The following is a 21,239-nucleotide window of genomic DNA, read 5'->3' on the forward strand; positions in this document are numbered from 1 at the left end:
GTTGAGTTGAAAAAGAGTTATGGGGCTTATTGCTGAGGCCTGAATTCCGTTCGGGCTGAGCTTGTCGAAGCTTTGCGCGGCGCTTCGAACATTTACCGCGGCGCCATGCGTATGGCTCCGTCGAGCCGGACGCAAGCACCATTGAAGTAGCCATTGCGGGCCATGGTCGCGACGAGATCCGCGAACTCTTCGGGTTGCCCCAACCGCTTGGGAAAGGGCACTGATTCAGCCAATGCGGCGCGCACGTTCTGCGGCACCGTCTGCAGCAGCGCGGTATCAAAGATGCCGGGGAGGATGGTGTTCACACGGATGCCCTCGCCCATGAGGTCGCGGGCGATCGGCAAGGTCATGCCCACGATGCCGCCTTTGGAGGCCGAGTAGGCGGCCTGGCCGACTTGCCCGTCTTCCGCCGCCACTGAGGCGGTATTGACGATCACGCCGCGTTCGCCATGCTCGAGCTGGGAGAGGGTCATCATGCCGGCGGCCGACTGGGCAATGCACCGGAAAGTGCCGACGAGATTGATCTGCAGGGTGCGCTCGAACTTGGAAATGGGGTGCGGCTTGATCTCCCCGGTGTTCCTGTCGCGGCTGGCTGTCTTGATGCCGTCTCCCGTGCCCGCGCAGTTCACCAGGATGCGCTCCTGGCCGTGGGCGGCACGCGCTTGTGCGAAGCCCGCTGCCACGGCCTCGTCGCTCGTGACGTCGACCTGGCAAAACACGCCACCGATTTCGGCTGCCAGCGGAATGCCGCGATCCGCGTCGCGGTCGAACAGGGCGACGCGCACGCCCAAAGATGCCAGGTGGCGTGCTGTGGCGGCGCCAAGGCCGGAAGCTCCCCGGTGACGACGGCTGGGATGGAGGAATCGAGTTTCATGTTGATGGTGATAGCGCGGGTCTATTGCTCGAACTTCACGCCGGACTGCTGGATCAGGTTGCGCCAGTTGTCCATGTCGCGCTTCATCTGTGGTCCGAAGGTGCTGCCGTCCGCCCAGTTCACCACCAGTTCCATGTCTGAAAGACGCTTCCGCATGGCTGGCTCATCGAGGATGGCCTTCAGCTCCTTGGTCAACCGGTCGGCGATCTCTGGCGGCAGCTTGGCGGGGCCAAAGAAGGCGTACCAGCCCCCCGGATAGGTCATCTCCTTGAATCCCTGTTCCAGGAACGTCTGCACGTTCGGCAGCGAAGGAATACGGGTGGAGCCGATGGCGGCGATGGCTTTCAGCTTGCCGGCCTCGATGTGGGGCTTGACGGCGGTAATGCTGAACAGGCCGGTCTGAATGGTGCCCGAGAGCAGATCCGAGAGACAGGGTGCCTCCCCCTTGTAGGACACGCTGACCAGGCCGATGTCGTTCGCCTTGTTCCAGACCTCCTGGATGACCTGAGGGCCGGGCGAGGAACTGCCGTAGTTCCAGCCTTTGCCCTTTGCCAGCTTGACGAAATCGACGGCGTTGTTGACGGCCAAGTCGCTGCGCACCACCTGGACGGTGGACGACGCGCCAATACGAGCCAGCGGAGTGAAATCCTTGATCGGATCGTAGCCGGGCGACTTCATCTGCACCGGGTTCTGGATGAGGGCCGTCTGGCCGAGCAGCAGGGTATACCCGTCTGCCGGCGCCTTGGCCACGAATACGGTGCCGATGATGGTGCCCGCACCGGGTTTGTTGTCGACGACAACGGGTTGGCCCAAGCGCGACGCCAGCTGTTGCGCAAAGTCCCGCCCCAGGAGGTCTTGCGCTCCGCCGGGCGCGGTAGGAACGATCAGTTTGATCGGCCGGTCAGGCCAGGCGGTGTTGCCAAAGGAAAGTGCAGGCAGCGCTGCGGCGCCGGCTGCCGAGAGAGCCCGCTGGAGAAAGACGCGTTTTTTCATAAGACTGAATCCGGATGGTGGGAGTGGAAGCCGAGGTCATGCAACAGCGGCGCTGATGGATGAAATGGATTGGAAGGCGGTAGCCGGAAGCCCGCATCGTCGCAACCGACGAATTTTTCTCACCCGGCAAAGCGGAGCCCTGGCGAAGGGGGGCGTCTGACCGACAATCTGCCCATGAATTCTTCCGCCTTGGTGTGGTTCCGCCGCGACCTGCGCTGCGATGACCATGCCGCGCTTTATCACGCCCTGCGCCGCTTTGAGCGGGTGTACTGCGTGTTTTTCTTCGACACGGACATCCTGGATACCCTTCCAAGCCGGCAGGACAGGCGCGTGGAGTTCATCCATGCCAGCATCGTGGCGCTGGATGAAGCTTTGCGGGCTTTGGCATTGCGCAGCGGAGCGCCTGGCGGCGGGTTGATCGTGCGCTACGGCCCGGCGGCCGATGGCGTCGTGCGCCTGGCGCAAAGCCTGGGCGTGCAGGAAGTGCTGGTCAACCGCGACTACGAACCGCAGGCCATCGCCAGGGACCGGCGGGTGGCGCAAGCCTTGGGCTCCCTGGGCATCGCTTTCAGCGACTACAAGGATCAGGTGCTCCTGGACCGGGATGAGGTGCTTACCCAGCAGGGGCATCCGTACAGCGTATTCACGCCCTACAAGCGGGCATGGCTGCAGAAGCTGGATGCCTTTCAGCTCAAGCCTTATCCGGTGGAACGGCATGCCCATCATCTGGCCGCGCCTCCTGCCTCGGAGCCCCTGCCGTCGCTGGAGGACCTGGGATTTGCGCGCTCCAATTTACGGGATTTGCCCATTCCCACGGGAATGCAGGGCGCTGAAAAGCTCCTGCAGGATTTCCTGCCCAGGATGCGCGCCTATCACGAAGCGCGGGATTTTCCCGGCCGCAAGGGCGTGTCGTATCTGTCGGTACACCTTCGCTTTGGCACCGTCTCCATCCGCCGGCTGGCGGCGCTTGCCCGGCAGCAGGCCGTGCAGGGCGATGAGGGGGCGCAGACCTGGCTGTCGGAGCTGGCGTGGCGCGATTTTTATTTCATGATCCTGCATCACCACCCGCATGTCGTGGCGCAATCGTTTCGCCCTGAATATGACCGTGTGGTGTGGGACGAAGCGCCTGAACTCTTGCGGGCCTGGTGCGAAGCAAGCACGGGTTATCCGCTGGTGGATGCCGCCATGCGGCAACTCCATCAGACAGGTTACATGCACAACCGCTTGCGCATGGTGGTGGCCAGTTTTCTGACCAAGGACCTGGGTATCGACTGGCGCCGAGGCGAGCGCCATTTCGCCGAACACCTGAATGACTACGACCTGGCGGCCAACAACGGCGGCTGGCAATGGGCGGCTTCAACCGGCTGCGACGCCCAGCCGTGGTTCCGGATCTTCAATCCGGTCACGCAATCTCAGCGCTTTGACCCAGACGGCCATTTCATCCGCCGCTACGTGCCCGAGTTGGCAAAGTTGCCCGCCAAGCACATTCATTTTCCTGCCGCCATGAAGCCCCTGGAACTGCAGGCTTGCGGTGTGCGTCTTGGGGAAACCTATCCGGCCCCTGTTGTTGATCATGCCAGCGCGCGCCAGCGCACGCTGATGCGATTTCATTTTCTCCGCGAGGAGAACGGCCCAAGGAACGCCTCAGATACCTGATTCATGCCGTGCACAGCGTCATCAAACGACGAACATCAGGCTCCGCCGCAATACCTGCAATCCGGTGGCGCAGTTCGCTGTAGCGATGCATGCTGTCCGCAAACGGCCATTCACCGACCACGAGGTCGAGTAGTGCCGTGACCTCGTCCCAGCCGAACGCAAAGCACGACTGATCATCATGCCTGCCTTCCCATAGGCGGCCGTCATTCGCTTCAAGGACCAGGCGATTTCCCCACGTGGGCAGCGCGGCCTCCTCCCGCACCATGATCCGGCCGCTGGCGGCGTGCAGCGGATCCGGACCGTAATGCCTGTCGAAGTCATGGTGCCGTAGCGTGCCGTTGCGCAGCAGCATCTCGAGCATGAACGGAGCGCTCATGACCGCCCCCGTTCGGTCCGGGAATGGGCCATGGCTGGCAACACCCGGGTAGTTTGCGTTCTGCGGTGGCAAGTGCACGATGACGCTGCGGATGTCGCTGCCCGCCAGGTGTTCCCGCCGCATAAGCGTCTGCAGAAGATGAAGCGGCCCCTGGTTGATCAGGCAACCAGGATACGGCTTGAAGACCAGGTCCAGCGAGCGCCATGCCGAAGTCTCCAAGGCCTCCGGGACCATTCCGGCAAAGCAGCGATAGAAGCCGCTGCGGCCCTCCAGCGCATGCTTCGATGCGGTGCAGCCTTCGGCGGCCGCCAGGGCGGCAAATACGCCCGCTCGGCTGGCTTGTCCTACCTGGATGCGCCACTCCGGCGTGCCTTCTTCCCAGCATTGCATGGTGCCGGCGGCTTGCTGCGTGGCGATGGCCAGCGCATGGGCCGTTTGCCGCACGTCGAGCTGAAGCAGCCGTGCAACTGCGGCAGCGGACACAAAGACCCCGAAGACCGACGTGGCACGAAAGCCGCGGGACACGACTGCGGATGAGATGGGTGCGGCTATGGACGCCAGCGTTTCATAGCCGGCAGCCAGCGCTTCCAGAACCTGCGCGCCAGTCGCTCCGCGGTGTTGCGCGACAGCCAATACGGCAGGTATGGCCACGCAGCCAGGGTGTGCCACAGCCTCCGTGAAAGTATCGTTCTGGCCCCGTACGCACGCCAGCGCTGCGTTCAGGAACGCGGCGTCGGCCATGCTGAACGGCCGGCCGTCCACCAGCAGGGTGGATTGTGGCGCGGACGGGTGGGCGCGGAGCAGGCCCGCCCAGAAGTGATCGGCCGGGTCGTGGCCCGTGAGGGCCATCACCAGCGTGTACAGAAGGCTGGCTTTGAGCTTGTCCTGGACGGCATCTGGAATGGAGCCGAGATGCATGGAGGCGGCACGTTCTGCAATTTTCTCCAGATAGGTCATCGCTGCTTTCGAGTAGGAGAGGGCAGAAATAATCTAGCCGCAAGCGAGGGAGAGCAGCGCGGAATTATGGTTATGCCTGCCCATAAAAAATCCTTGTGGCTGCGCAGGCCTTGCCATCATGTGTTCTTGCGGAAGGTGCTTACTTCAGCGGCCACGTGCATGACCTCTTCAAGGATTTGCTGGGTGTCGTCTCTGGCTCGGACGATGGACGACTCCACGGGCGCACTGGGTTGCAAGCCAGGTACGGGTACCAGTTGGCCGCGCGCCAGCTCCTCCTGGGCCAGGGTCTCGGACAGCAATCCCACGCCAGCGTGGCCAAGCACCATGTCCTTCGCCGCCGCCATGTTGTTGATGCCGTTCAGGTTCTCCAGCGTTGCGCCGTGAACCGTCAGCGCCTGCATGGCCTCGCTCCAGAAGAATGAATCCCGCTGTACGCACCACAGCGGAGTGCTGTTGAGGAACGCCTCCAGGTCCAGCGGCTCGGCTGCCTGCAAAAGGGCGGGGGTGGCGAGCCAGACCATGCGGTCGTGCCCCAGGCTCACGGCATGGAATTTGTGCCCGTCCACCGGGCCCGAGACAATGGCGAGATCCAGCTTCCGCGCATCCAGCTTGTCGAGAAGCTTGGCGGCCCGCTCGATCTCGACGTCATAAGTCACGCGCGGCATCCGCCGCTTGAGTTCGTTCATCAGCGCGGGAAACCACCCCATGCAGATGTTGCCGGCGCCAATACGCACCACGCCGGACATGGCGCCTGATTGATTCAAGGACTGGGCGAGCACCTCCAGCTGCTGCAACAGAGGCTCGGCATGGCGTATCAGCTCGCGCCCCTGCATGGTGAGTTCGACCCCCCGGCCGCCGCGCACGAACACCTTGGTGCCCAGGGCGGATTCCAGTTCACGCACGCGCGCGGAGATGGCCGGCTGTGTGGCGTACATGCGTTCGGCCGCCGCCGTGAAACTACCCAGGCGCGCGACCCAGCAGGCGGTTTCGAGATTGAGGATGTTCAGGTTGCGCATGGGCTGCCTTCATCGATAGCGTCTTCGCGAGCGAGCATACAGGAGCCATCCTGATCCCGGGACTGACGGCGGAACTCATCAATTTTGGGCATGGTGAGGCATAAAAATTTGTCGTAGTGGCCTTGCCGATGGCTGGCTAAAGTGCTCCCAGCCCGCGACGCGCAGCGCGTGACCCTCGCGGCCATTACACAGGAGACAACCATGCCGTTCCCGCTATCTCGCGCCTGCCTGGCGCTGCTCTTTGCCTGTGTGGTGTCCACCGTCTCCCACGCCGCGGGTAATGTGGAGATGGTGATCCCGCTGGCGGCGGGAGGTGCCATGGATGCGGCTGGACGGGCGGTGGCCGATGAATGGAGCAGGCGCACGCAGGTGCCGGTGGTCGTGCTGAACAAGCCAGGTGCAGGCACGATGATCGGCACACGCTTTGTCGCCGAGCAGGCCGCTGCGGACGGGCACACGGTGCTGCTGGGCGCGATGGCGATGACCACCACCGAGTTCCAGAAAGCAGGAGCTTCATTTGACATGGCGGAGCTTGCGCCCGTGTCCTATGTGGGTTGGCAAGTCACGGTGCTCTATATCCGCGCGGACATCCCGGCCAACACCCTGTCGGAGTTCGTGCAATGGGCCAAGGGGCAGCCTCAAGGCGTGAGTTTCGGCTCTTCCGGCAATGGCAGCACGCCTCATCTGGCCGCCGAGCAGTTGGCTGTCAGCACCGGTATCCGGATGACCCACGTGCCTTTCGCGGGCTCCAGCGCCTACATTCCGGCACTCTTGGGGGGCCACATCGATGCCGTGTTCGATGCGCCATCGCGCCGGGGCCTCGTGAAGGAGGGCAAGCTCAAGGCCCTGTTGGTGGGTTCGAACAAGCCTTTGCCGGATTGGCCCGAGCTACCGACATCGGATGCCGCCGGCATTCCGGGCTTCCGTACCGGTGGCTGGTATGGCGTGTTCGTGCCGGCCCGCACGCCCGCCGAGGTTCAGAAGAGGATCAACGCTGAGCTCAATGCCGTGCTGGCAGTGCCCTCGGTGCGCGAGAAATTTGCCTCTCTGGGGATCGAGCCCACGGGGGGCAATCCCGCGGAGTTCGCACGGCTTATTCAGGTGGAGCGCGAGCGCCTGCGGCAGCTCGTCCGGTCGCGCAACATCGTCTTCAACTGAGCCTGTCCACGGCTCCCTATTTTCAAGGAAATCTATGCCTATCCAGGTACAACCGACCGCGTCGGGATTCGGTGCTGAGGTGTCCGGTGTCGATTTGCGCCAGCCTCTCACGGAGGCGCAGTACGCCGAAATCGAAGCCGCGCTTGCACGTCATGGCGTGTTGAGCTTTCGCGATCAACCCATCGAGGACGAGCAGCAGGAGCAGTTGATACGCTGGTTCGGGCCACCGAACGCGACGGCGGCGCAACTGAACAACAGCCGCATGACGAACCCTTATTTCTACGACGTTTCCAATGTCGACGAGAAGGGTGAAATCATGAGCGAAGAACATGAGCGCCGCCTGTATCTCCAGGCCAACCTCCATTGGCACACGGACATGTCGATGCGCCAGCCGCCTGCGCGGGTGACCATTCTGTCAGCCCGTGTGCTGCCCGAGGTTGACCCGCCGAATACGGAGTTCGCCGACATGCGGGCTGCCTGGGAGGCCTTGCCGGCGGAGCGCCAGCGCGAACTCGAAGGCTTGCGTGTAGAGCACAGTGTCTATGCCTCGCGGGCCAAGGTGGGCTATACCAACTTCAACGAGGAGACGCGCAAGCTGTTGCCGCCTTCGGAAAAACCGCTGGTGCGGCTGCATCCCGGCTCCGGGCGCAGGCATTTCTACATGGGGGCCCATGCCTCTCATGTCATTGGCTGGCCCAAGGAGAAGGGGCAGCAGTTGCTGGAAGAGCTTGTGGAGTATGCGACTCAGCCGAGATTCCGCTATGTGCACCAATGGCAGCCACGGGATCTACTGATCTGGGACGACAGCTGCACCTTGCATCGGTCTCGCCCGTTCGACGACCAGAAATACCGGAGAGAGCTGCGCTGGTGTTCAGCGCGCGAACTCGAGCCGGTGGTCTAGGCATGAAGCTGGCGCGCTATCAGATTCCAGGGAGCCTGACGGCCTCCTTGGGCATCGTTTCCGGCCTTCCTGGGGCGGAGTCTATCGTGGATGTGCCGCGTGCGTTGGCTGCCCGCGGGAAGGGGGAGGCGGTCGCTTCGACGATGGAAGCATTGGTTGGTGCTGGTCCACAGGGGATGGATGCGATTCGCGAACTGCAGGCCTGGGCTGGCTCGCGCCTGGAGCCAGGTTGGCAACTGCGCGGCGACGACGTTCAATGGCTGACGCCGCTTCCTCCCAGGTCCTGTTTTGCCGCGGGGCGCAACTTCGGGCGGCACCGAATGGAAAGCATCCAGGGCAATCCGCAAGCGGGTGCGAACTTCCACATCGATTTTCCGACGGGCTTCATCAAGTTGGGGCGCGCACTCGTGCCTCACAAGGCCACGGTTGCTCGGCCGCAAGATGTATTGCAGTTCGACTACGAGGTCGAGATCGCTGTGGTCGTGGGGGAGCCGCTTTTCAATGTTAGCCGCACCCGCGCGCGCGAGGCGATCTTCGGTTATACGGTGTTCAATGATCTTTCAGCGCGCGAGTGGCAACTGGCCGAGATGCGTAATCAACTGGTGCTGATAGGCAAGAACTTCCCCGGCTTCGGTCCGGTGGGGCCCTACATCCTGACCGCTGACGAGGTGCCTGACCCCACGGAGCTGGTCCTGTGGCTCGAGGTCAACGGCGAACGGCGGCAGCATTCCGATTGCAAGGATCTGATTTTCGGCTTCGACGAGATGGTCGCGTTCTGGTCCCATGCGGGGCTGGAACCAGGGGACTTGATCAGTACCGGAACACCCGACGGCGTAGCGCTGCATCGCAAGCCTGATCCCACGCCGTTTTTCCTGAAGCCCGGCGACATCGTGCACGCTGGCGTGGATCAGATTGGTGTGCTGGAAACCCGCATCGTCTGACATGGCGCCCTGAACATGACGCCATAAAAAAGAAAGAGACAAGCTCATGAACTATTCCATCCGCGCACTGCTCTGCGCTGCGGCCTGCTTGGGGGCGTCGCCACTTACGCCCAGGAAGGATTTCCCAACCGCCCCATTCGTCTTGTCGTTTCGACGGCGGCCGGGGGCTCAAGCGATGTCACTGCACGCGTGCTGGCGACTGCGCTGCAGGCAGATCTCAAGCAACCGGTGGTGGTCGAGAACAAGGTCGGAGCGTCGGGCACCATTGGCGCGGGTTTCGTGGCCAAGGCGCCTGCCGACGGCTATACCTTGTTTTTTGGAACGGGTTCCACCCATGTGATCGCACCGGCCATGATGAAGACCGTTGGATACGATCCCGTCAAGGATTTCGCGCCTATCGGCTTCATCGGCCGTGCCCCCTTTGTTTTCTTTGGTGGCCCGGGCAAGAAAGGCAAGACATTGGCCGATGTGCTGGAAGACGCGCGGGCGCGGCCTGGCCAGGTCAGTTTTGGTACCACCGGCACGGCCACGGTGTACGAGGTGGCGGCGCTGTTGCTGGAATCCGCTGGCAACGTGAAGTTCAATCATGTGCCCTACAAGGGATTTGTGCCCATGCAAGTGGACGTGTCTGGTGGCGTGGTGGACTACGGCATCGGGCCGATCGATGGCTTTGTGAAGTCGGAGAAGGCCTATGTCATTGCGACACTGGGGGCCAAGCGCGCACATGAGTTCCCGCAGGTGCCCGCGGCGGGAGAGACCGGCCTGGCGGCATTCGACGCGCCTGCCTGGGCAGCGATCTGGGCGCCTGCGGGTACGCCACCGGCGGTGGCCGCCCGGTTGTCCGGCGCGCTGCGCACAGTGCTGGCCCGCAAGGAGGTGAAGGACGCTATTCAAGCCACCGGCATCTATGTGGAACCCGGGGACGAGACCATGCTGAAGAACCTGGTGACGGATCAATACGCCAATATCCAGTCCATCATGCGCAAAGCAGGGATGGATCCACAGTGAGCTTCGATCCGCGCTTTGGCTACAACTTCCATGATCTGCGCGAAAAAGCACGAGTTCGTTTGCCGCATGGGCTGTTCGAGTTCATCGATCGGGGTGTGGAAGACGACGCAGCCATTCGCCGCAATCATGCGTCTTTCGAAAGGGTCGGCTTGTACCAACGGCCGCTTGTGGATGTGTCGGAGCGGGATCAGGCCATCACCTTGTTCGGCCGCCGCCAGGCATCACCGTTCTGCCTTGCCCCCACGGGTGCCGCGGGCCTGCTCTGGTATGAGGGCGAGGTGGCGACTGCCCGCGCGGCCGGCCATGCCGGTGTTCCCTATTGCATGTCGACAGGTTCCATCACCTCGATGGAGCGCGTGGCGGAGGCCGCGCCCGATACCGACCTCTGGTTTCAGCTCTATCTTTTTCCGGACAAGGCCATGTCGCACGAACTGGTGGTTCGCGCGCGGGAGGCGGGTTACAGCACCCTCATCGTCACGGTAGATACGACTGTAACGCCCAACCGTGAGCACAACCTGCGCAACGGTTTCACCATTCCGTTGCGCCCCAATCTGCGCAACGTCGCGGATGTGCTGACACACCCGCGTTGGGGGGCTGGCGTGATCGGGCGCTACCTGGTCACGACGGGCATGCCGCGATTTCACAACCTGCCGAAGGCCTTGCAGCAATCCATGACGGCAAATATGCGCAAGACCGGTTTGATGCCCAAGAACCCCGCGCTGACCTGGGATGACCTCAGGACAGTGCGCGACATGTGGGAGGGGCCGCTGATCGTCAAAGGTATCACCCACCCGGAGGATGCCCGCCAGGCATTGCGTTGCGGTGCTGACGGCGTAGTGGTCTCCAATCACGGCGGACGCACGCTGGACAACGCGCCCGCGCCGCTCGATGTGCTGCCGGCCATCGCCGAAGCCGTGGGCGACCGAATGACAGTGCTGATGGACAGCGGCATTCGGCGAGGCAGCGATGCGGTAAAGGCGCTCGCCCTCGGTGCCGATGCCGTCATGGTGGGCCGAGCAGCCATGTGGGGCACGGCGGTGGGCGGCGAGGCCGGTGCCCGCCACGCGTTGGCGATGTTGCGCGACGAGATCGATCGTGTGCTCGGCTTCGTGGGCTGCTCCTCGATCGGCGCGATCAAGCCCTCTTGCTGCAGGGTCGAGCGGATTCCTTACCTGTGAACGGGAGAGATCATGAAAAATGGCCCCCACGCTTCCCCGCTTCGCGCGGTCCGCTGCCCCCCGAGGGGGTGCTTTTTCACCTTGGGAGCGGCCCGGCGATGAAAAAAGCCATTCTCAGATTGTCTGGAGCCTTCCTTGTGGGATTGCTTGCATCTGCTTCTGGGGCAGCTCAGGACTTCCCCACCAAACCCATTCTGCTTGTCGTGCCCGCAGCGGCAGGGGGCATCACCGATGTGGCTGCGCGGATCATCGCCGACAAGATGAAAGACACGCTCGGCCAGCCGCTGGTGGTGGAGAACGTGGTGGGAGGCAACCTCACGATCGGTTCGCGCCGCGTGGCACGGGCCAACCCTGACGGATACACCTTCATGGCTGGCACCACGACCAGCCATGCGGCGATTCAGGGATTGATGAAATCGGTGCCCTACGATCCGCTGGCCGATTTCAAGCCGGTGGGGATGGTTGGCTACGCATACCAGATGCTGATCATCTCGAAGACGCTGCCGGCGGCGAACCTGAAGGAGCTGGTGCAGTACGGAAAAGCCAACCCGGGCAAGATTTCATTCGGTGCAGGTTCTGCGTCCGCGCGGCTGGCGGCCGCATCTTTCGGCAAGGCAGTTGGTATCGAGATGCAGCATGTGCCCTACAAGGCCAACGTGCAGGCCGTGACCGACACGGCAGGCGGACATATTCAGCTCATGTTCGCCGAGGCACAGGCGATGCTGCCTGCCGTGCAGGACGGCCGTGTACGGGCGATCGCCGTGGCAGGCAGCGCGCGTACGCCTTTGGCACCCAGCACGCCCACGCTCAAGGAGCTGGGCGTCGCAGACGTGGACATGATTCCATGGATGGGGTTTTTCGCCCCGGCGGGCGTACCTGATCCCATCGTCGACAAGCTCAATCACGCTCTCCGAGATGCCATGGTCCAGAAAGACGTGCAGGAAAAGCTGGCCGGACTGGGTTTTGAACCCGCGAACATGACCCCTCGGGAAACACGTGATTTTCAAGTCAAGGAAGTAGCCAAATGGATGGCAGGCCTCAGGGAGGCAGGCATTGTTCCTGAGTAAGGCGCGAGCGCGTATCGGACAGAAGCTGGACTATTTCCAAAGGAGCGGATGAATGACTCGGCAAGCAGCAGGAATACAAGTGGCGGATGTTCCGCAGCGGAATTTGGCAGGCCGGCTGGCCGGGAAGGTCTGCGTGGTTTCAGGCGCGGGGTCGGTAGGATACGGCTGGAGCATAGGTAATGCCGTGGCTGCCTTGTTCGCACGCGAGGGTGCTCTCATCTTCGCAATAGACCACAAAGCGAAGGCGCTGGAACCCTTGAGGGGCGTGGTCGAAGGCATGGGCGGCAGGTTCAGCGGCGCGGTAACCGATGCCACTCAACTGGAGCAGGTGGAAAAAGCCATTGCTCAGTGCGAAGATCAATATGGCCGCATTGACGTTCTCTATAACAACGTTGGCGGCGGCAAGCCTGGCGGCGTCGTGGAGATGACCGCCGAGGCATGGCGCGAGAACCTGGACTTCAACCTGACTTCCGCCTTCAACACTTCCAAATGTGTACTTCCGGTGATGCGCCGCCAGAAAAGCGGGGCGCTGGTTCACTTGAGCAGCGCGGCTGGTAATGCCTACCAGCGGCAGACCATGGTGGCCTATGCGGCGGCCAAGGCAGGGCTTCAGCAGATGAGCAAGGTCATCGCCATGCAGCATGTGGAGCAGGGCATCCGATCCAACTGCGTCATCGCAGGGATGATCGAGACGGCCGCCATTTTGCGCCGGGTCACGGCTGGTTTTGGGGGCGACCGGCTCCGCGAAGTCATGGCGCTGCGCAATCAGGTGATTCCCATGGGACGCAGCGGTGAGGTGTGGGACATCGCTTATGCCGCGCTCTATCTGGCCAGCGACGAATCGAAGTACGTCACGGCGACCGAGATCCTGGTGGACGGGGGCCTGGCAACGCCCCAGCTTGGGTCCTATATCGACATGGCCCTGGCCAGGGACCATGCCGCTGGCCGTGCCGGCGCGGCGCACGACGGCTTCGTGCCGTCTCTCAGCGCCTGAACCACACGGCTGAACGGCGTCGGGCAGCCTGAGCAGACCGCCCCTGCCTTCAAGCTAACGGGGGTACGACATGCTGGGCGGCTTCGGGCTCGAGTTCGCAGTCCAGCGAGTTGACGATGCGCGCCACGCTGCAGTAGAACGCGCCGGTCGCGAGCAGTTCGATGGTGTGCTTTTCTCCAAAGCGCTCCTGCAAGGCCTTCATGGTGGCCGCGCTTGCGCCGCTGGCATGCGTCAGATCGTCCGCGAGCTGCAGCACCACGGATTCGTCGGCATCGAACAGCCCGCTGTCACGCCAGTTGGGCAATGAGGCCAGCTGCGCCTGCGTGACGCCTTCCGTCAATGCCATATGGGCGTGGTGCCCGTATTCGTACCTGGATTCATGCCGGCAGGCGATCTGCACGATCAGCAGCTCGCGCAGCCTGCGCGAAACCGACAATTCGTTGCGGAGGCCTCGCGCGAATGGCGCCCAGACCTTGGCGAGCGCGGGGGACCAGGCCAACATCCGGTAGACGTTCAGCACCGTGCCGCGCTGCTTCATCTTCTCGAAGACGTCCTTTAGTTCCGGATCGGAGGTCTCCGTGTCCACCATCTTCATACGTCCCATGCTCATGCTTCCTTTTGGCGTGTCTGCGTAAACAGCGGCATCATGCGGCTGGCCGATCAAGGGAAATTGATCAGCGGTAACATCGAATTGCTCTTTTGTCTCATGGCCTGCCGGCTCGGCGGGATCGCATGAAGCTGGTGCCGAAGCTGGCGCGGAACCAATGCGCAAAGGCGCTTGCCGAGGAGAAACCCAGCATTGAAGCGGCATCTTCCAGAGAATGGTCGCTGTCGTTGCACAGCTTGACCGCTACTTCCCGCCGGACGGACTCCAGCACGGACTTGAATTGTTCGCCTTCCTGGCTCAGTTGCCGGTGCAGCGTTTGCCGGCTGACACCGAGATGCTGCGCCACTTTGTCGACCGTGCAGCGGCCGTTGCCCATCAGGGCCGCGATCAGATGGCGGACGGTTTCCCGCCGCGCGGGCTTGCGCTGGCTTAGCGCGGTGTCAAGAAAGTGACGCGCGAAGCTGGCAAGCCCGGGTTGCGACGGGGTCAGTGGAAGCGCCATGTCGGTGGCCGCGCAGACGATTCCGTTGAATGCGCTGTTGAACTCGATGTTCTTGCCCAGGAAAGAACGGTGAAAGCGCAGGTCGCGCGGCGGCCGGTGGCTGAAGCAGACCAGGCGAGGTGCCCACCCGGGCCCCAGGAGGTCGCGCAGCACCTGGAACATCACGCCCACCGTCAGTTCTATGGCTTGGCGCGTGGGGACTGACTTGCCCAGCATCAATTCCTCGCGGATGACGACGACATCGCCTTCTTCGTCGACCCGGCCCAGCAGCGCCTCGCTGAGTACCCGGTTGTAGCTGAGCAGTGTCTTGACCGCTGTCAGCGCCGAGCTCTCCTGCTTGATCACGAGGCTGACCGGCCCGAGTTCCCAAATGCGGCGGCGGCTGGCCAGCCTCAGGCCGAAGGCCTCCATCTCCGCAGCCTGCGCGCAATCGCTCAGCAGGTGGCACACGGCTTCCATGGCTACAAGGGTTTCGTTGTCATCGAGGCAGCGGCGCGGCAGGCCTGCCTTGTACATCATCGCGAAGGGGTCTAGCCCGGCGGATTGCGCCAAGTCCGTGAACCCCGTCAGGCACGCGCTGCGGATGAGGTGCGACGTCAAGGTCATGGCGTTTTCCTTCGCTTTCGCTTGAGACAACTAATCAATTTGCCGTTACAACGGATCAATTCGGTAGAGGCTGTGGTACGCATCATAGCGGCAAGCGCGGTCACCAGCCTGCCATCGCAGACTCCGCAGCTGCCAAGGAACACCATGCATTTCCTCGACGGGGCTCTGCTGCCCGAAAACCAGGAGAAACTGGTCATTACCGCTGCCCCCTACGGCCCTCAATGGGAGCCCGGGGATTTCCCTTCCGACATCGCGATCACGATCGAAGAGCAGGTGCAGAAGGCGGTGGATTGCTACAACGCCGGCGCCACGGTGCTTCACTTTCATGCCCGTGAGGACGACGGCTCCGGCTGCAAGAATCTCAGCCGCTTCAACGAAGTGCTGGCAGGCATCAGGCAGGCGGTGCCCGACATGATCGTCCAGGTTGGCGGCTCGATTTCCTTCGCACCCGTCGAGGAGGGCGCCGCGGCCGAATGGCTGAGCGACGAGACGCGCCACATGCTGGCGCGCCTGAAGCCCACGCCAGAGCAGGTCACCGTGGCCATCAACACCGGCCAGATGAATATGGTGGAGCTGATGACCGCCGAAGACCGGGCGGGAACCTCGTTCGAGCGCAAGGCGGTCTACGACGCCTATGAGGAGATGATCGTGCCCGCCGGGCCGGCCTGGCTGAGGGAACACCTCGCGCAGCTGTCCGCCAACGGCATCCAGCCGCATTTCCAGATCACCATGAAGTCAGGGCTCGTCACCCTCGAGCGCATGGTCAGGCAGGGTATCTACAAGGGTCCGCTCAATGTGAACTGGGTCGCGCTCAGCGGCGGCTTCGACAACCCCGACCCCTACAGCATGATGGAGTTCATCCGCCTCGTCCCCGATGGCGCGACGCTCACGCTGGAAGCGCAGATGCGCGCCTGCCTGCCGATCAACGCCATGGCGATCGCCATGGGCCTGCACGTGCGGTGCGGCATCGAGGACACGCTCTGGGGCCCCAAGGGGGAATACATCAGCAGTGTGAAGCAGATCGAGCAACTGGTGCGCATCTCGCGTGAAATGGGCCGGGAGATCGCGTCGGGCCAGGAGGCGCGCACGATCTTCAAGATCGGCAAGCAATACGAGACGGTGGATCAGGCGATCTCCGAGCTGCGCTACCCCAGCGCCCGCCGTCCGGCCCGGCCGGGGCTGGCGGAACGGATGGTGGCCGCATGAGCTTCAAGCCCACGCTGCTGCTAGTACCCGGGCTGCGCGATGAAGCGCCGGGCCACTGGCAAGCCATCCTCGCCGGCCAGTGGCCGGGCGCGGTGTCTCTACCGGCGCTGGGCCGCAGGAACATCGACCTGGCTGCCCGGCTGGTGCAGATCGAGGATGCCGTCCAGGCCATCCAGGGCCCTGTGGTGCTGGTGGCCCATAGCGGCGGCGTCATCGCCACGGTGCATTGGGCCCAGCGTACCCGCGCCGCCATCCACGGCGCCCTGCTGGCCACGCCGCCGCTGTTCGCGGGCCCGCTGGGCTCCGAGTTCCCGGATCTTGCTGAATTCCAGCGCCACGGCTGGATGCCGATTCCCTGCTCGCCGCTGCCGTTCCGCAGCATCGTGGCGGCGAGCCGCAACGATCCGCTGGGCTCCTACGAAGGCGTCAGCGAACTGGCGCACGGCTGGGGCGCCCGCCTGGTCGACCTGGGAGAAAGCGGCCACCTGAATCCGGCTTCCGGCTTCGGCCTCTGGCCCGCCGCGCTGGAGTTGGTCCGCGAGCTGGCGCTTCCCGCGCCGATGCCGGAATCCAGCGGCCCATGAAACAGCATCCCGCATAAGACTACTCAAGGAGACATCAATGAAAGCTTCGATCCACGTGGTTGGCCGCTCCGTGCTCGCCGCCTTGTTCCTGGCTGGCGCGTCGCTGGCACAGGCCTGGCCTGAGCGGACCGTCAAGATCATCGTTCCCGCACCGCCCGGCGGAAACATGGATGTGCCTGCCCGCGTCTTCGCCAACTTCTTGTCCAAGGAGATCGGCCAGACGGTCATTGTGGAGAACACGGCCGGCGCAGGGGGATCCATCGGCGTGCAGGCCATGCTGAACGCGCCGGCCGACGGGAACACCATCCTGTACACCAGCTCCAACGTGCTCACCGAGATTCCGCACGCCATGAAGCCGCCTTACGACCCCATGAAGGACGTGCGGCCCGTGGCCGCGCTCTCCAAGTACCGTTACGTGCTGGTCGTGCCGCAGGACTACCCCGCGAATGACCTGGCCGGCATGGCGCGCCTGCTCAAGGCCGAGCCGGACAAGGGCAGCTTTGCCTCACCGAGTCCTGGAACGGTGGCGCAGTTCGGTGGTGAAATCCTCAACCGTAAGCTCGGCGTGAACATGCAGCACGTGCCGTATTACGGTACGCCGCCTGCCCTGAACGCGCTGATGTCCAAGCAGGTCACGCTGATCCTCGACAGTGTGGTCACCTCGGGGCCCTTGCTGCAGGGCGGCAAGCTGAAGGCGCTGGCCATCGCCGGTACCACCCGCTATGCCGGCATGCCGAAGGTGCCGACTTTCGCCGAGCAGGGCTATCCGGAGTTCAGCGATTTCTCCGGCTGGCAGGGCATCGCGGTCTCTCCCAAGGTGCCCGCGCCCATCGTCGAGAAACTTTACGCCGCCACGCGCCGTGTCGCCGGTCTGGCGCAGTTTCACGAGCAGATTGCCCGGATGGGTTTCGAGCCGGTGGTTCCGGATTCCCCGCAGCAGTTCGCCCAGCGCCTTCAGCTGGACTATGACCACTTCGGCGAGCTGAACCGCACGTTCGTCCTGAAGCAGTGAAACCTGGCCAACCTTGAAGGAAATGAGTCAACCATGAAAGCAGCCATGATTGTTCCAGGCCCGCAGGGCGGCCACCTGGAAGTCCGGGAAATTCCTTGTCCGGCGCCAGGTCCCGGTCAGGTGGTCGTTCAGGTGATGGCCTCGGGCTTGAACCGGGGTGAATTGATCCGCGTGCGCGAAGCCAGATCCGGAGTGCCGATCCTGGCAGGCATCGAGTTCGCCGGCATCGTCAGCCAGGTCGGGAAGGGGGTGCGAAGCGTGCGCGAAGGCGATCGCGTTTCCGGCCATGGCTGGGGAGGCCAGTCTGAATATGTGCTGGCCGAGGCGCGCGCCTTGATGCCCATGCCTGCCACGTTGTCGTGGGCCGAGGCGGCCGCATTCCCCAACGTGTTCATCACCGCGCACGACGCGCTGGTCACCAACGGCGAGTTCCGCGCCGGCCAGACCGTGCTGGTCAATGCCGCCACCGGCGGCGTCGGCCTGGCCGCCATCCAGCTGGCTTCCCAGCTCGGCGCCAGCCAGGTCATCGGCACATCGCGCTCGGCGGCAAAACTGGCACGGCTGCACGAATATGGCGCCACGCACGCCATCGACGCTTCGCAGCCGGACATCGTGCAGGCCGTGAGGGATATCACAGGCGGACGGGGCGTGGACGTGATCATCGACTCGCTGGGCGGCTCGGTATTCGACGCCAACCTGAGAAGCATGGCAGTGCACGGCCGGCTGGTCATCATTGCGCGCATGAGCGGTATCGAGACCGCTCAGGTCGACATCAAGCATCTGTGGGTCAACCGCCTGAAGGTGATGGGAACCACGTTCCGCACCCGCACCGAGGAAGAGCGGCTCAGCCTGATCGAGGCATGCGCGCGCGACGTGCTGCCGCTGCTGCGCGAAGGCCGCCTCCAGCTGCCGGTTGACCGCGTCTTTGCGCTAAGCGACATTGAGCAGGCCCATGCCTACATGGCCAGCGACCAGCATTTCGGCAAGATCGTTCTGGCTGTCCATGAGGAGGCCATGGCAGCCGGCACACAACCCATGTCGCCGCGGGCGACGAAGGAGATGGCATGACACTGAAGACAACCCCTCTCACCGGGTCGGTCGGTGCCTCGGTCGAGGGCATCTCGCTCTCGGAGCCCGTGACCGGCGAGCAGTTCGAGCAACTGCGCGAGGCATTTCTGCGCCACTGCGTGCTGGTGTTCCGCGACCAGCGCCTTGCCCCGGCACCTCAGCTCGCCTTTGCCCGCCTGTGGGGCGAACCAGTGGTTCCCGCGCTGCTTTCCAAGCTGCAGCTCGGGGAGTACCCCGAAGTGATCCAGCTCCAGACGGCCCCCAAGGAACTCGTTTCGACCGAAGCCTGGCACTACGACGCGCCCCACACCCCTGTGCCGCCCAAGGTCACCATGCTCAGCGCGCAGGTGGTGCCGGCGGGGGGCGACACGATGTGGAGCAACCAGTATCTTGCCTACGAGCGCCTGTCTCCGGTGATGCAACGCATGCTGCAAGGCCTGCGGGTGCACTTCCGCGCCGTGCGGCTAGCCCGCTTCCAGGGCGTTCCCGAGTCGGAGGCGCCCTCGGCGGTGCACCCACTGGTGCGCACGCATCCGGAAACCGGCCGCAAGGCGCTCTATATCGGCCATGCCGACAACGTGCTGGGCATCGAAGGCATGACGAAGGCCGAGAGCCGGCCCCTGCTGGAGTTTCTGTACCAGCACAGCACACAGCCGGACAACGTGTACCGCCACATGTGGCGCGCCGGTGACGTGGTCATGTGGGACAACCGCTGCACCATGCACTACGCGGTGCATGACTACGGAAGCCAGGAGCGCGTGCTGAACCGGGTGACGCTGAAGGGCGAGGTGCCCGCCTGATACCGAGTCGCGTTCAAGAATATTAATCCGTTCACGCTGAGCGAATATTCACCGCGAGGGCGGCGAAAGAATCGAACAGGGGGTTTGAAGAGCCTTTATATGGGGACTCAAATTACCCCCTAACCGTTCGGGCTGAGCTTGTCGAAGCCGGGTGCCGCGCTTCGACAGGCTCGGCTTCGACAAGCCTGTCCTGAGCTCCGTCGAAGGGCTCAGCCCGAACGGTTCTTATGGATTGAATGCGAACCCGTATGAGGCGCGCTGGCGCAGGTTTCAAAGCCAAGGAATCGACATGAATATGAAGTTGAATATGGAAAAGACAGCCACGCCGCATTGCAACGCCATGCGGGAAGTGGGCGACTGGAACGCGGATTGGGAAGCCATGGCGGAGTTACAGCCCGAATGGACGGAGCGGTTCATGCACACTGTCAGCATGAGCATGGATCCGTCGGTGCTCGATCCGAAGATATTCGAGCTGGTCTGCATCGCGATCGATGCTTCCGTGACCCACATGTATGCCCCTGGAACGCGCCGCCATATCCGCCGCGCCCTGGATATCGGAGTCAAGCCCCAGGAAATCCTGGCGGTGCTGCAACTGACGGCCTCACTGGGCTTGCACACGATGAGCTTGGCGGCCCCGATCTTGCGGGATGAGATGCAGAAGCGGGAACCCGCGCAAGGAGGCCAGGCATGAAGCGCCGTTTTGCAATGACCGTGCTGGCCACTCTGGCTGGTGTGTGCGCCGCTGTACCGATCATGGCTGAGGCCCAGCCGCTGTCGGACCGGCCCATCCGCATCATCGTCGTCGGCACGCCCGGCGCCACAGCTGACATTCTGGGGCGGACCGTCGGTGAGGCTCTCTCCAGGAGCCTCAAGCAGCCGGTGCTGGTGGACCCCAAGCCCGGAGCGGGTGGGAACGTCGCCATGGATGCTTTCCTGAAGGCGCCGGCCGATGGCCATACCTTCCTGCTGTCGATCAGTTCGCTGGTGTCGGAGCTGCCCTATACCTTCAAGCCCAAGTACGACCCGTTCACGGCCCTCAAGCCCCTGGTCGATCTTGGCGGGTTCGGCGTCGTACTGGTGGGCAACGTCAAGCTGCCGCCCAGGAATCTGGAGGAGATGATCAGCTACGTGAAAGCGCACAAGGGGCAGATCAATATCGCTTCCTATTCGCCCGGGACGATGTCCCACGTGCTCGGCCTTCAGCTCAACAAGCTGGCCGGGCTTGATATGAACATCGTGCAGTACAACGGCTCCACGCCGGGATTGGTGGATGTCATCGGCGGCAACGTGCAGTTCATGATGGATACCCCGGTCACGTCCATTCCCATGGTCAAGAGCGGGAAACTGAGGGCATTCGCGACCGGATCCGCGCAACGCCTTGAAGCGCTGCCGGACGTGCCGACCTTTGCGGAGCTCGGGTACGAGAGCATGAGCCGAATCTCCTGGATGGGGCTCTGGACCTTGCCGGGCGTGAAGGATGAGATACAACAGCGAATCCGCAGTGAGACGCTGAAAGCCCTGGCGCAGCCTGGAGTTCTGGAGCGCCTGACGGGCTTGGGCTTGACTGTCAACGTCAAGAAGCCTCGTACACCGGAGGAGCTGTCCGCCAGTTTGGCCGCTGACTACAAATCGACTGGCGAGCTACTCAGGTCGGTGAACTACAAGCCGTAGAGCATCCCTGAGTCAGATACTGATAACCAGCGCTCGTCATTCCCGCGCAGGCGGGAATCCAGTC

20 protein-coding genes and 1 pseudogene are annotated in these 21,239 nt (G+C 63.3%); 15 read left to right on the forward strand and 6 right to left on the reverse strand.

The features are described 5' to 3' along the window. Positions 1 to 92: 92 nt before the first annotated feature. Both WJU18_RS07325 and WJU18_RS07330 read right to left on the reverse strand, forming a co-directional pair. Positions 93 to 874, reverse strand: a pseudogene (locus tag WJU18_RS07325) (SDR family NAD(P)-dependent oxidoreductase). 21 nt (positions 875 to 895) lie between these two features. Next, on the reverse strand, positions 896 to 1,867 hold the full coding sequence (locus WJU18_RS07330) for a Bug family tripartite tricarboxylate transporter substrate binding protein (RefSeq protein WP_423459448.1): 972 nt from the start codon (positions 1,865 to 1,867) through the stop codon (positions 896 to 898). A 174-nt stretch (positions 1,868 to 2,041) separates the two neighbouring features. On the opposite strand from WJU18_RS07330, the gene WJU18_RS07335 reads away from it, so the two are divergent. Further along, complete coding sequence (locus tag WJU18_RS07335) at positions 2,042 to 3,523, forward strand: cryptochrome/photolyase family protein (RefSeq protein WP_423459449.1); 1,482 nt, start codon at positions 2,042 to 2,044, stop codon at positions 3,521 to 3,523. A 1-nt stretch (position 3,524) separates the two neighbouring features. Here WJU18_RS07335 and WJU18_RS07340 read toward each other — a convergent pair whose 3' ends face one another. After that, on the reverse strand, positions 3,525 to 4,856 hold the full coding sequence (locus WJU18_RS07340) for an MmgE/PrpD family protein (protein WP_423459450.1): 1,332 nt from the start codon (positions 4,854 to 4,856) through the stop codon (positions 3,525 to 3,527). 116 nt (positions 4,857 to 4,972) lie between these two features. Then, a complete protein-coding gene (locus WJU18_RS07345; protein WP_423459451.1) occupies positions 4,973 to 5,872 on the reverse strand; it encodes a LysR family transcriptional regulator in 900 nt (299 codons plus the stop codon). Positions 5,873 to 6,073: 201 nt separating this feature from the next. Here WJU18_RS07345 and WJU18_RS07350 point away from each other — a divergent pair, with 201 nt between their 5' ends. The 7 genes from WJU18_RS07350 (at position 6,074) to WJU18_RS07380 (ending at position 13,119) form a co-directional block, all read left to right on the forward strand. Then, on the forward strand, positions 6,074 to 7,030 hold the full coding sequence (locus WJU18_RS07350; protein ID WP_423459452.1) for a Bug family tripartite tricarboxylate transporter substrate binding protein: 957 nt from the start codon (positions 6,074 to 6,076) through the stop codon (positions 7,028 to 7,030). Positions 7,031 to 7,064: 34 nt separating this feature from the next. After that, positions 7,065 to 7,931, forward strand: a complete 867-nt coding sequence (locus tag WJU18_RS07355; protein WP_423459453.1) for a TauD/TfdA dioxygenase family protein — start codon at positions 7,065 to 7,067, stop codon at positions 7,929 to 7,931. A 2-nt stretch (positions 7,932 to 7,933) separates the two neighbouring features. Next, positions 7,934 to 8,872: a fumarylacetoacetate hydrolase family protein gene (locus tag WJU18_RS07360; RefSeq protein WP_423459454.1), complete on the forward strand. Its 939-nt coding sequence runs from the start codon at positions 7,934 to 7,936 to the stop codon at positions 8,870 to 8,872. Positions 8,873 to 9,061: 189 nt separating this feature from the next. Next, positions 9,062 to 9,880, forward strand: a complete 819-nt coding sequence (locus tag WJU18_RS07365; protein WP_423459455.1) for a Bug family tripartite tricarboxylate transporter substrate binding protein — start codon at positions 9,062 to 9,064, stop codon at positions 9,878 to 9,880. Then, complete coding sequence (locus tag WJU18_RS07370; RefSeq protein WP_423459456.1) at positions 9,877 to 11,058, forward strand: alpha-hydroxy acid oxidase; 1,182 nt, start codon at positions 9,877 to 9,879, stop codon at positions 11,056 to 11,058. The genes WJU18_RS07365 and WJU18_RS07370 overlap by 4 nt, the downstream gene beginning before the upstream one ends. 137 nt (positions 11,059 to 11,195) lie before the next feature. Continuing rightward, positions 11,196 to 12,125: a Bug family tripartite tricarboxylate transporter substrate binding protein gene (locus WJU18_RS07375; RefSeq protein WP_423459457.1), complete on the forward strand. Its 930-nt coding sequence runs from the start codon at positions 11,196 to 11,198 to the stop codon at positions 12,123 to 12,125. Positions 12,126 to 12,177: 52 nt separating this feature from the next. Next, positions 12,178 to 13,119: an SDR family NAD(P)-dependent oxidoreductase gene (locus tag WJU18_RS07380; protein ID WP_423459458.1), complete on the forward strand. Its 942-nt coding sequence runs from the start codon at positions 12,178 to 12,180 to the stop codon at positions 13,117 to 13,119. A 49-nt stretch (positions 13,120 to 13,168) separates the two neighbouring features. Here the strand turns inward: WJU18_RS07380 and WJU18_RS07385 are convergent, their stop codons facing one another. Continuing rightward, positions 13,169 to 13,723 (reverse strand): carboxymuconolactone decarboxylase family protein, encoded by a 555-nt coding sequence (locus tag WJU18_RS07385; protein ID WP_423459459.1) that lies wholly within the window; start codon positions 13,721 to 13,723, stop codon positions 13,169 to 13,171. Between the two features lie 100 nt (positions 13,724 to 13,823). After that, positions 13,824 to 14,834 carry an AraC family transcriptional regulator ligand-binding domain-containing protein gene (locus tag WJU18_RS07390; RefSeq protein ID WP_423459460.1) on the reverse strand — a complete coding sequence of 337 codons (1,011 nt, stop codon included), beginning with the start codon at positions 14,832 to 14,834 and terminating at the stop codon, positions 13,824 to 13,826. 144 nt (positions 14,835 to 14,978) lie between these two features. On the opposite strand from WJU18_RS07390, the gene WJU18_RS07395 reads away from it, so the two are divergent. From WJU18_RS07395 to WJU18_RS07425, 7 genes are all read left to right on the forward strand, one after another. After that, a complete protein-coding gene (locus WJU18_RS07395; protein WP_423459461.1) occupies positions 14,979 to 16,040 on the forward strand; it encodes a 3-keto-5-aminohexanoate cleavage protein in 1,062 nt (353 codons plus the stop codon). Beyond that, positions 16,037 to 16,624: an RBBP9/YdeN family alpha/beta hydrolase gene (locus WJU18_RS07400; protein WP_423459462.1), complete on the forward strand. Its 588-nt coding sequence runs from the start codon at positions 16,037 to 16,039 to the stop codon at positions 16,622 to 16,624. Before WJU18_RS07395 ends, WJU18_RS07400 begins: the two co-directional genes overlap by 4 nt. 37 nt (positions 16,625 to 16,661) lie before the next feature. After that, complete coding sequence (locus tag WJU18_RS07405; RefSeq protein ID WP_423459463.1) at positions 16,662 to 17,636, forward strand: Bug family tripartite tricarboxylate transporter substrate binding protein; 975 nt, start codon at positions 16,662 to 16,664, stop codon at positions 17,634 to 17,636. A gap of 33 nt (positions 17,637 to 17,669) precedes the next feature. Further along, positions 17,670 to 18,704 carry a zinc-binding dehydrogenase gene (locus WJU18_RS07410; protein ID WP_423459464.1) on the forward strand — a complete coding sequence of 345 codons (1,035 nt, stop codon included), beginning with the start codon at positions 17,670 to 17,672 and terminating at the stop codon, positions 18,702 to 18,704. Next, complete coding sequence (locus tag WJU18_RS07415) at positions 18,701 to 19,504, forward strand: TauD/TfdA dioxygenase family protein (protein WP_423459465.1); 804 nt, start codon at positions 18,701 to 18,703, stop codon at positions 19,502 to 19,504. Before WJU18_RS07410 ends, WJU18_RS07415 begins: the two co-directional genes overlap by 4 nt. 289 nt (positions 19,505 to 19,793) lie before the next feature. Further along, the gene (locus WJU18_RS07420) at positions 19,794 to 20,195 is read left to right on the forward strand and encodes a carboxymuconolactone decarboxylase family protein (protein WP_423459466.1); all 402 of its coding nucleotides are present in this window, start codon (positions 19,794 to 19,796) and stop codon (positions 20,193 to 20,195) included. Next, positions 20,192 to 21,175, forward strand: a complete 984-nt coding sequence (locus tag WJU18_RS07425) for a Bug family tripartite tricarboxylate transporter substrate binding protein (RefSeq protein WP_423459467.1) — start codon at positions 20,192 to 20,194, stop codon at positions 21,173 to 21,175. The genes WJU18_RS07420 and WJU18_RS07425 overlap by 4 nt, the downstream gene beginning before the upstream one ends. Positions 21,176 to 21,239 lie beyond the last annotated feature (64 nt).

The organism is Ottowia sp. VDI28 (assembly GCF_049532675.1).
GTDB lineage: Bacteria > Pseudomonadota > Gammaproteobacteria > Burkholderiales > Burkholderiaceae_C > Ottowia.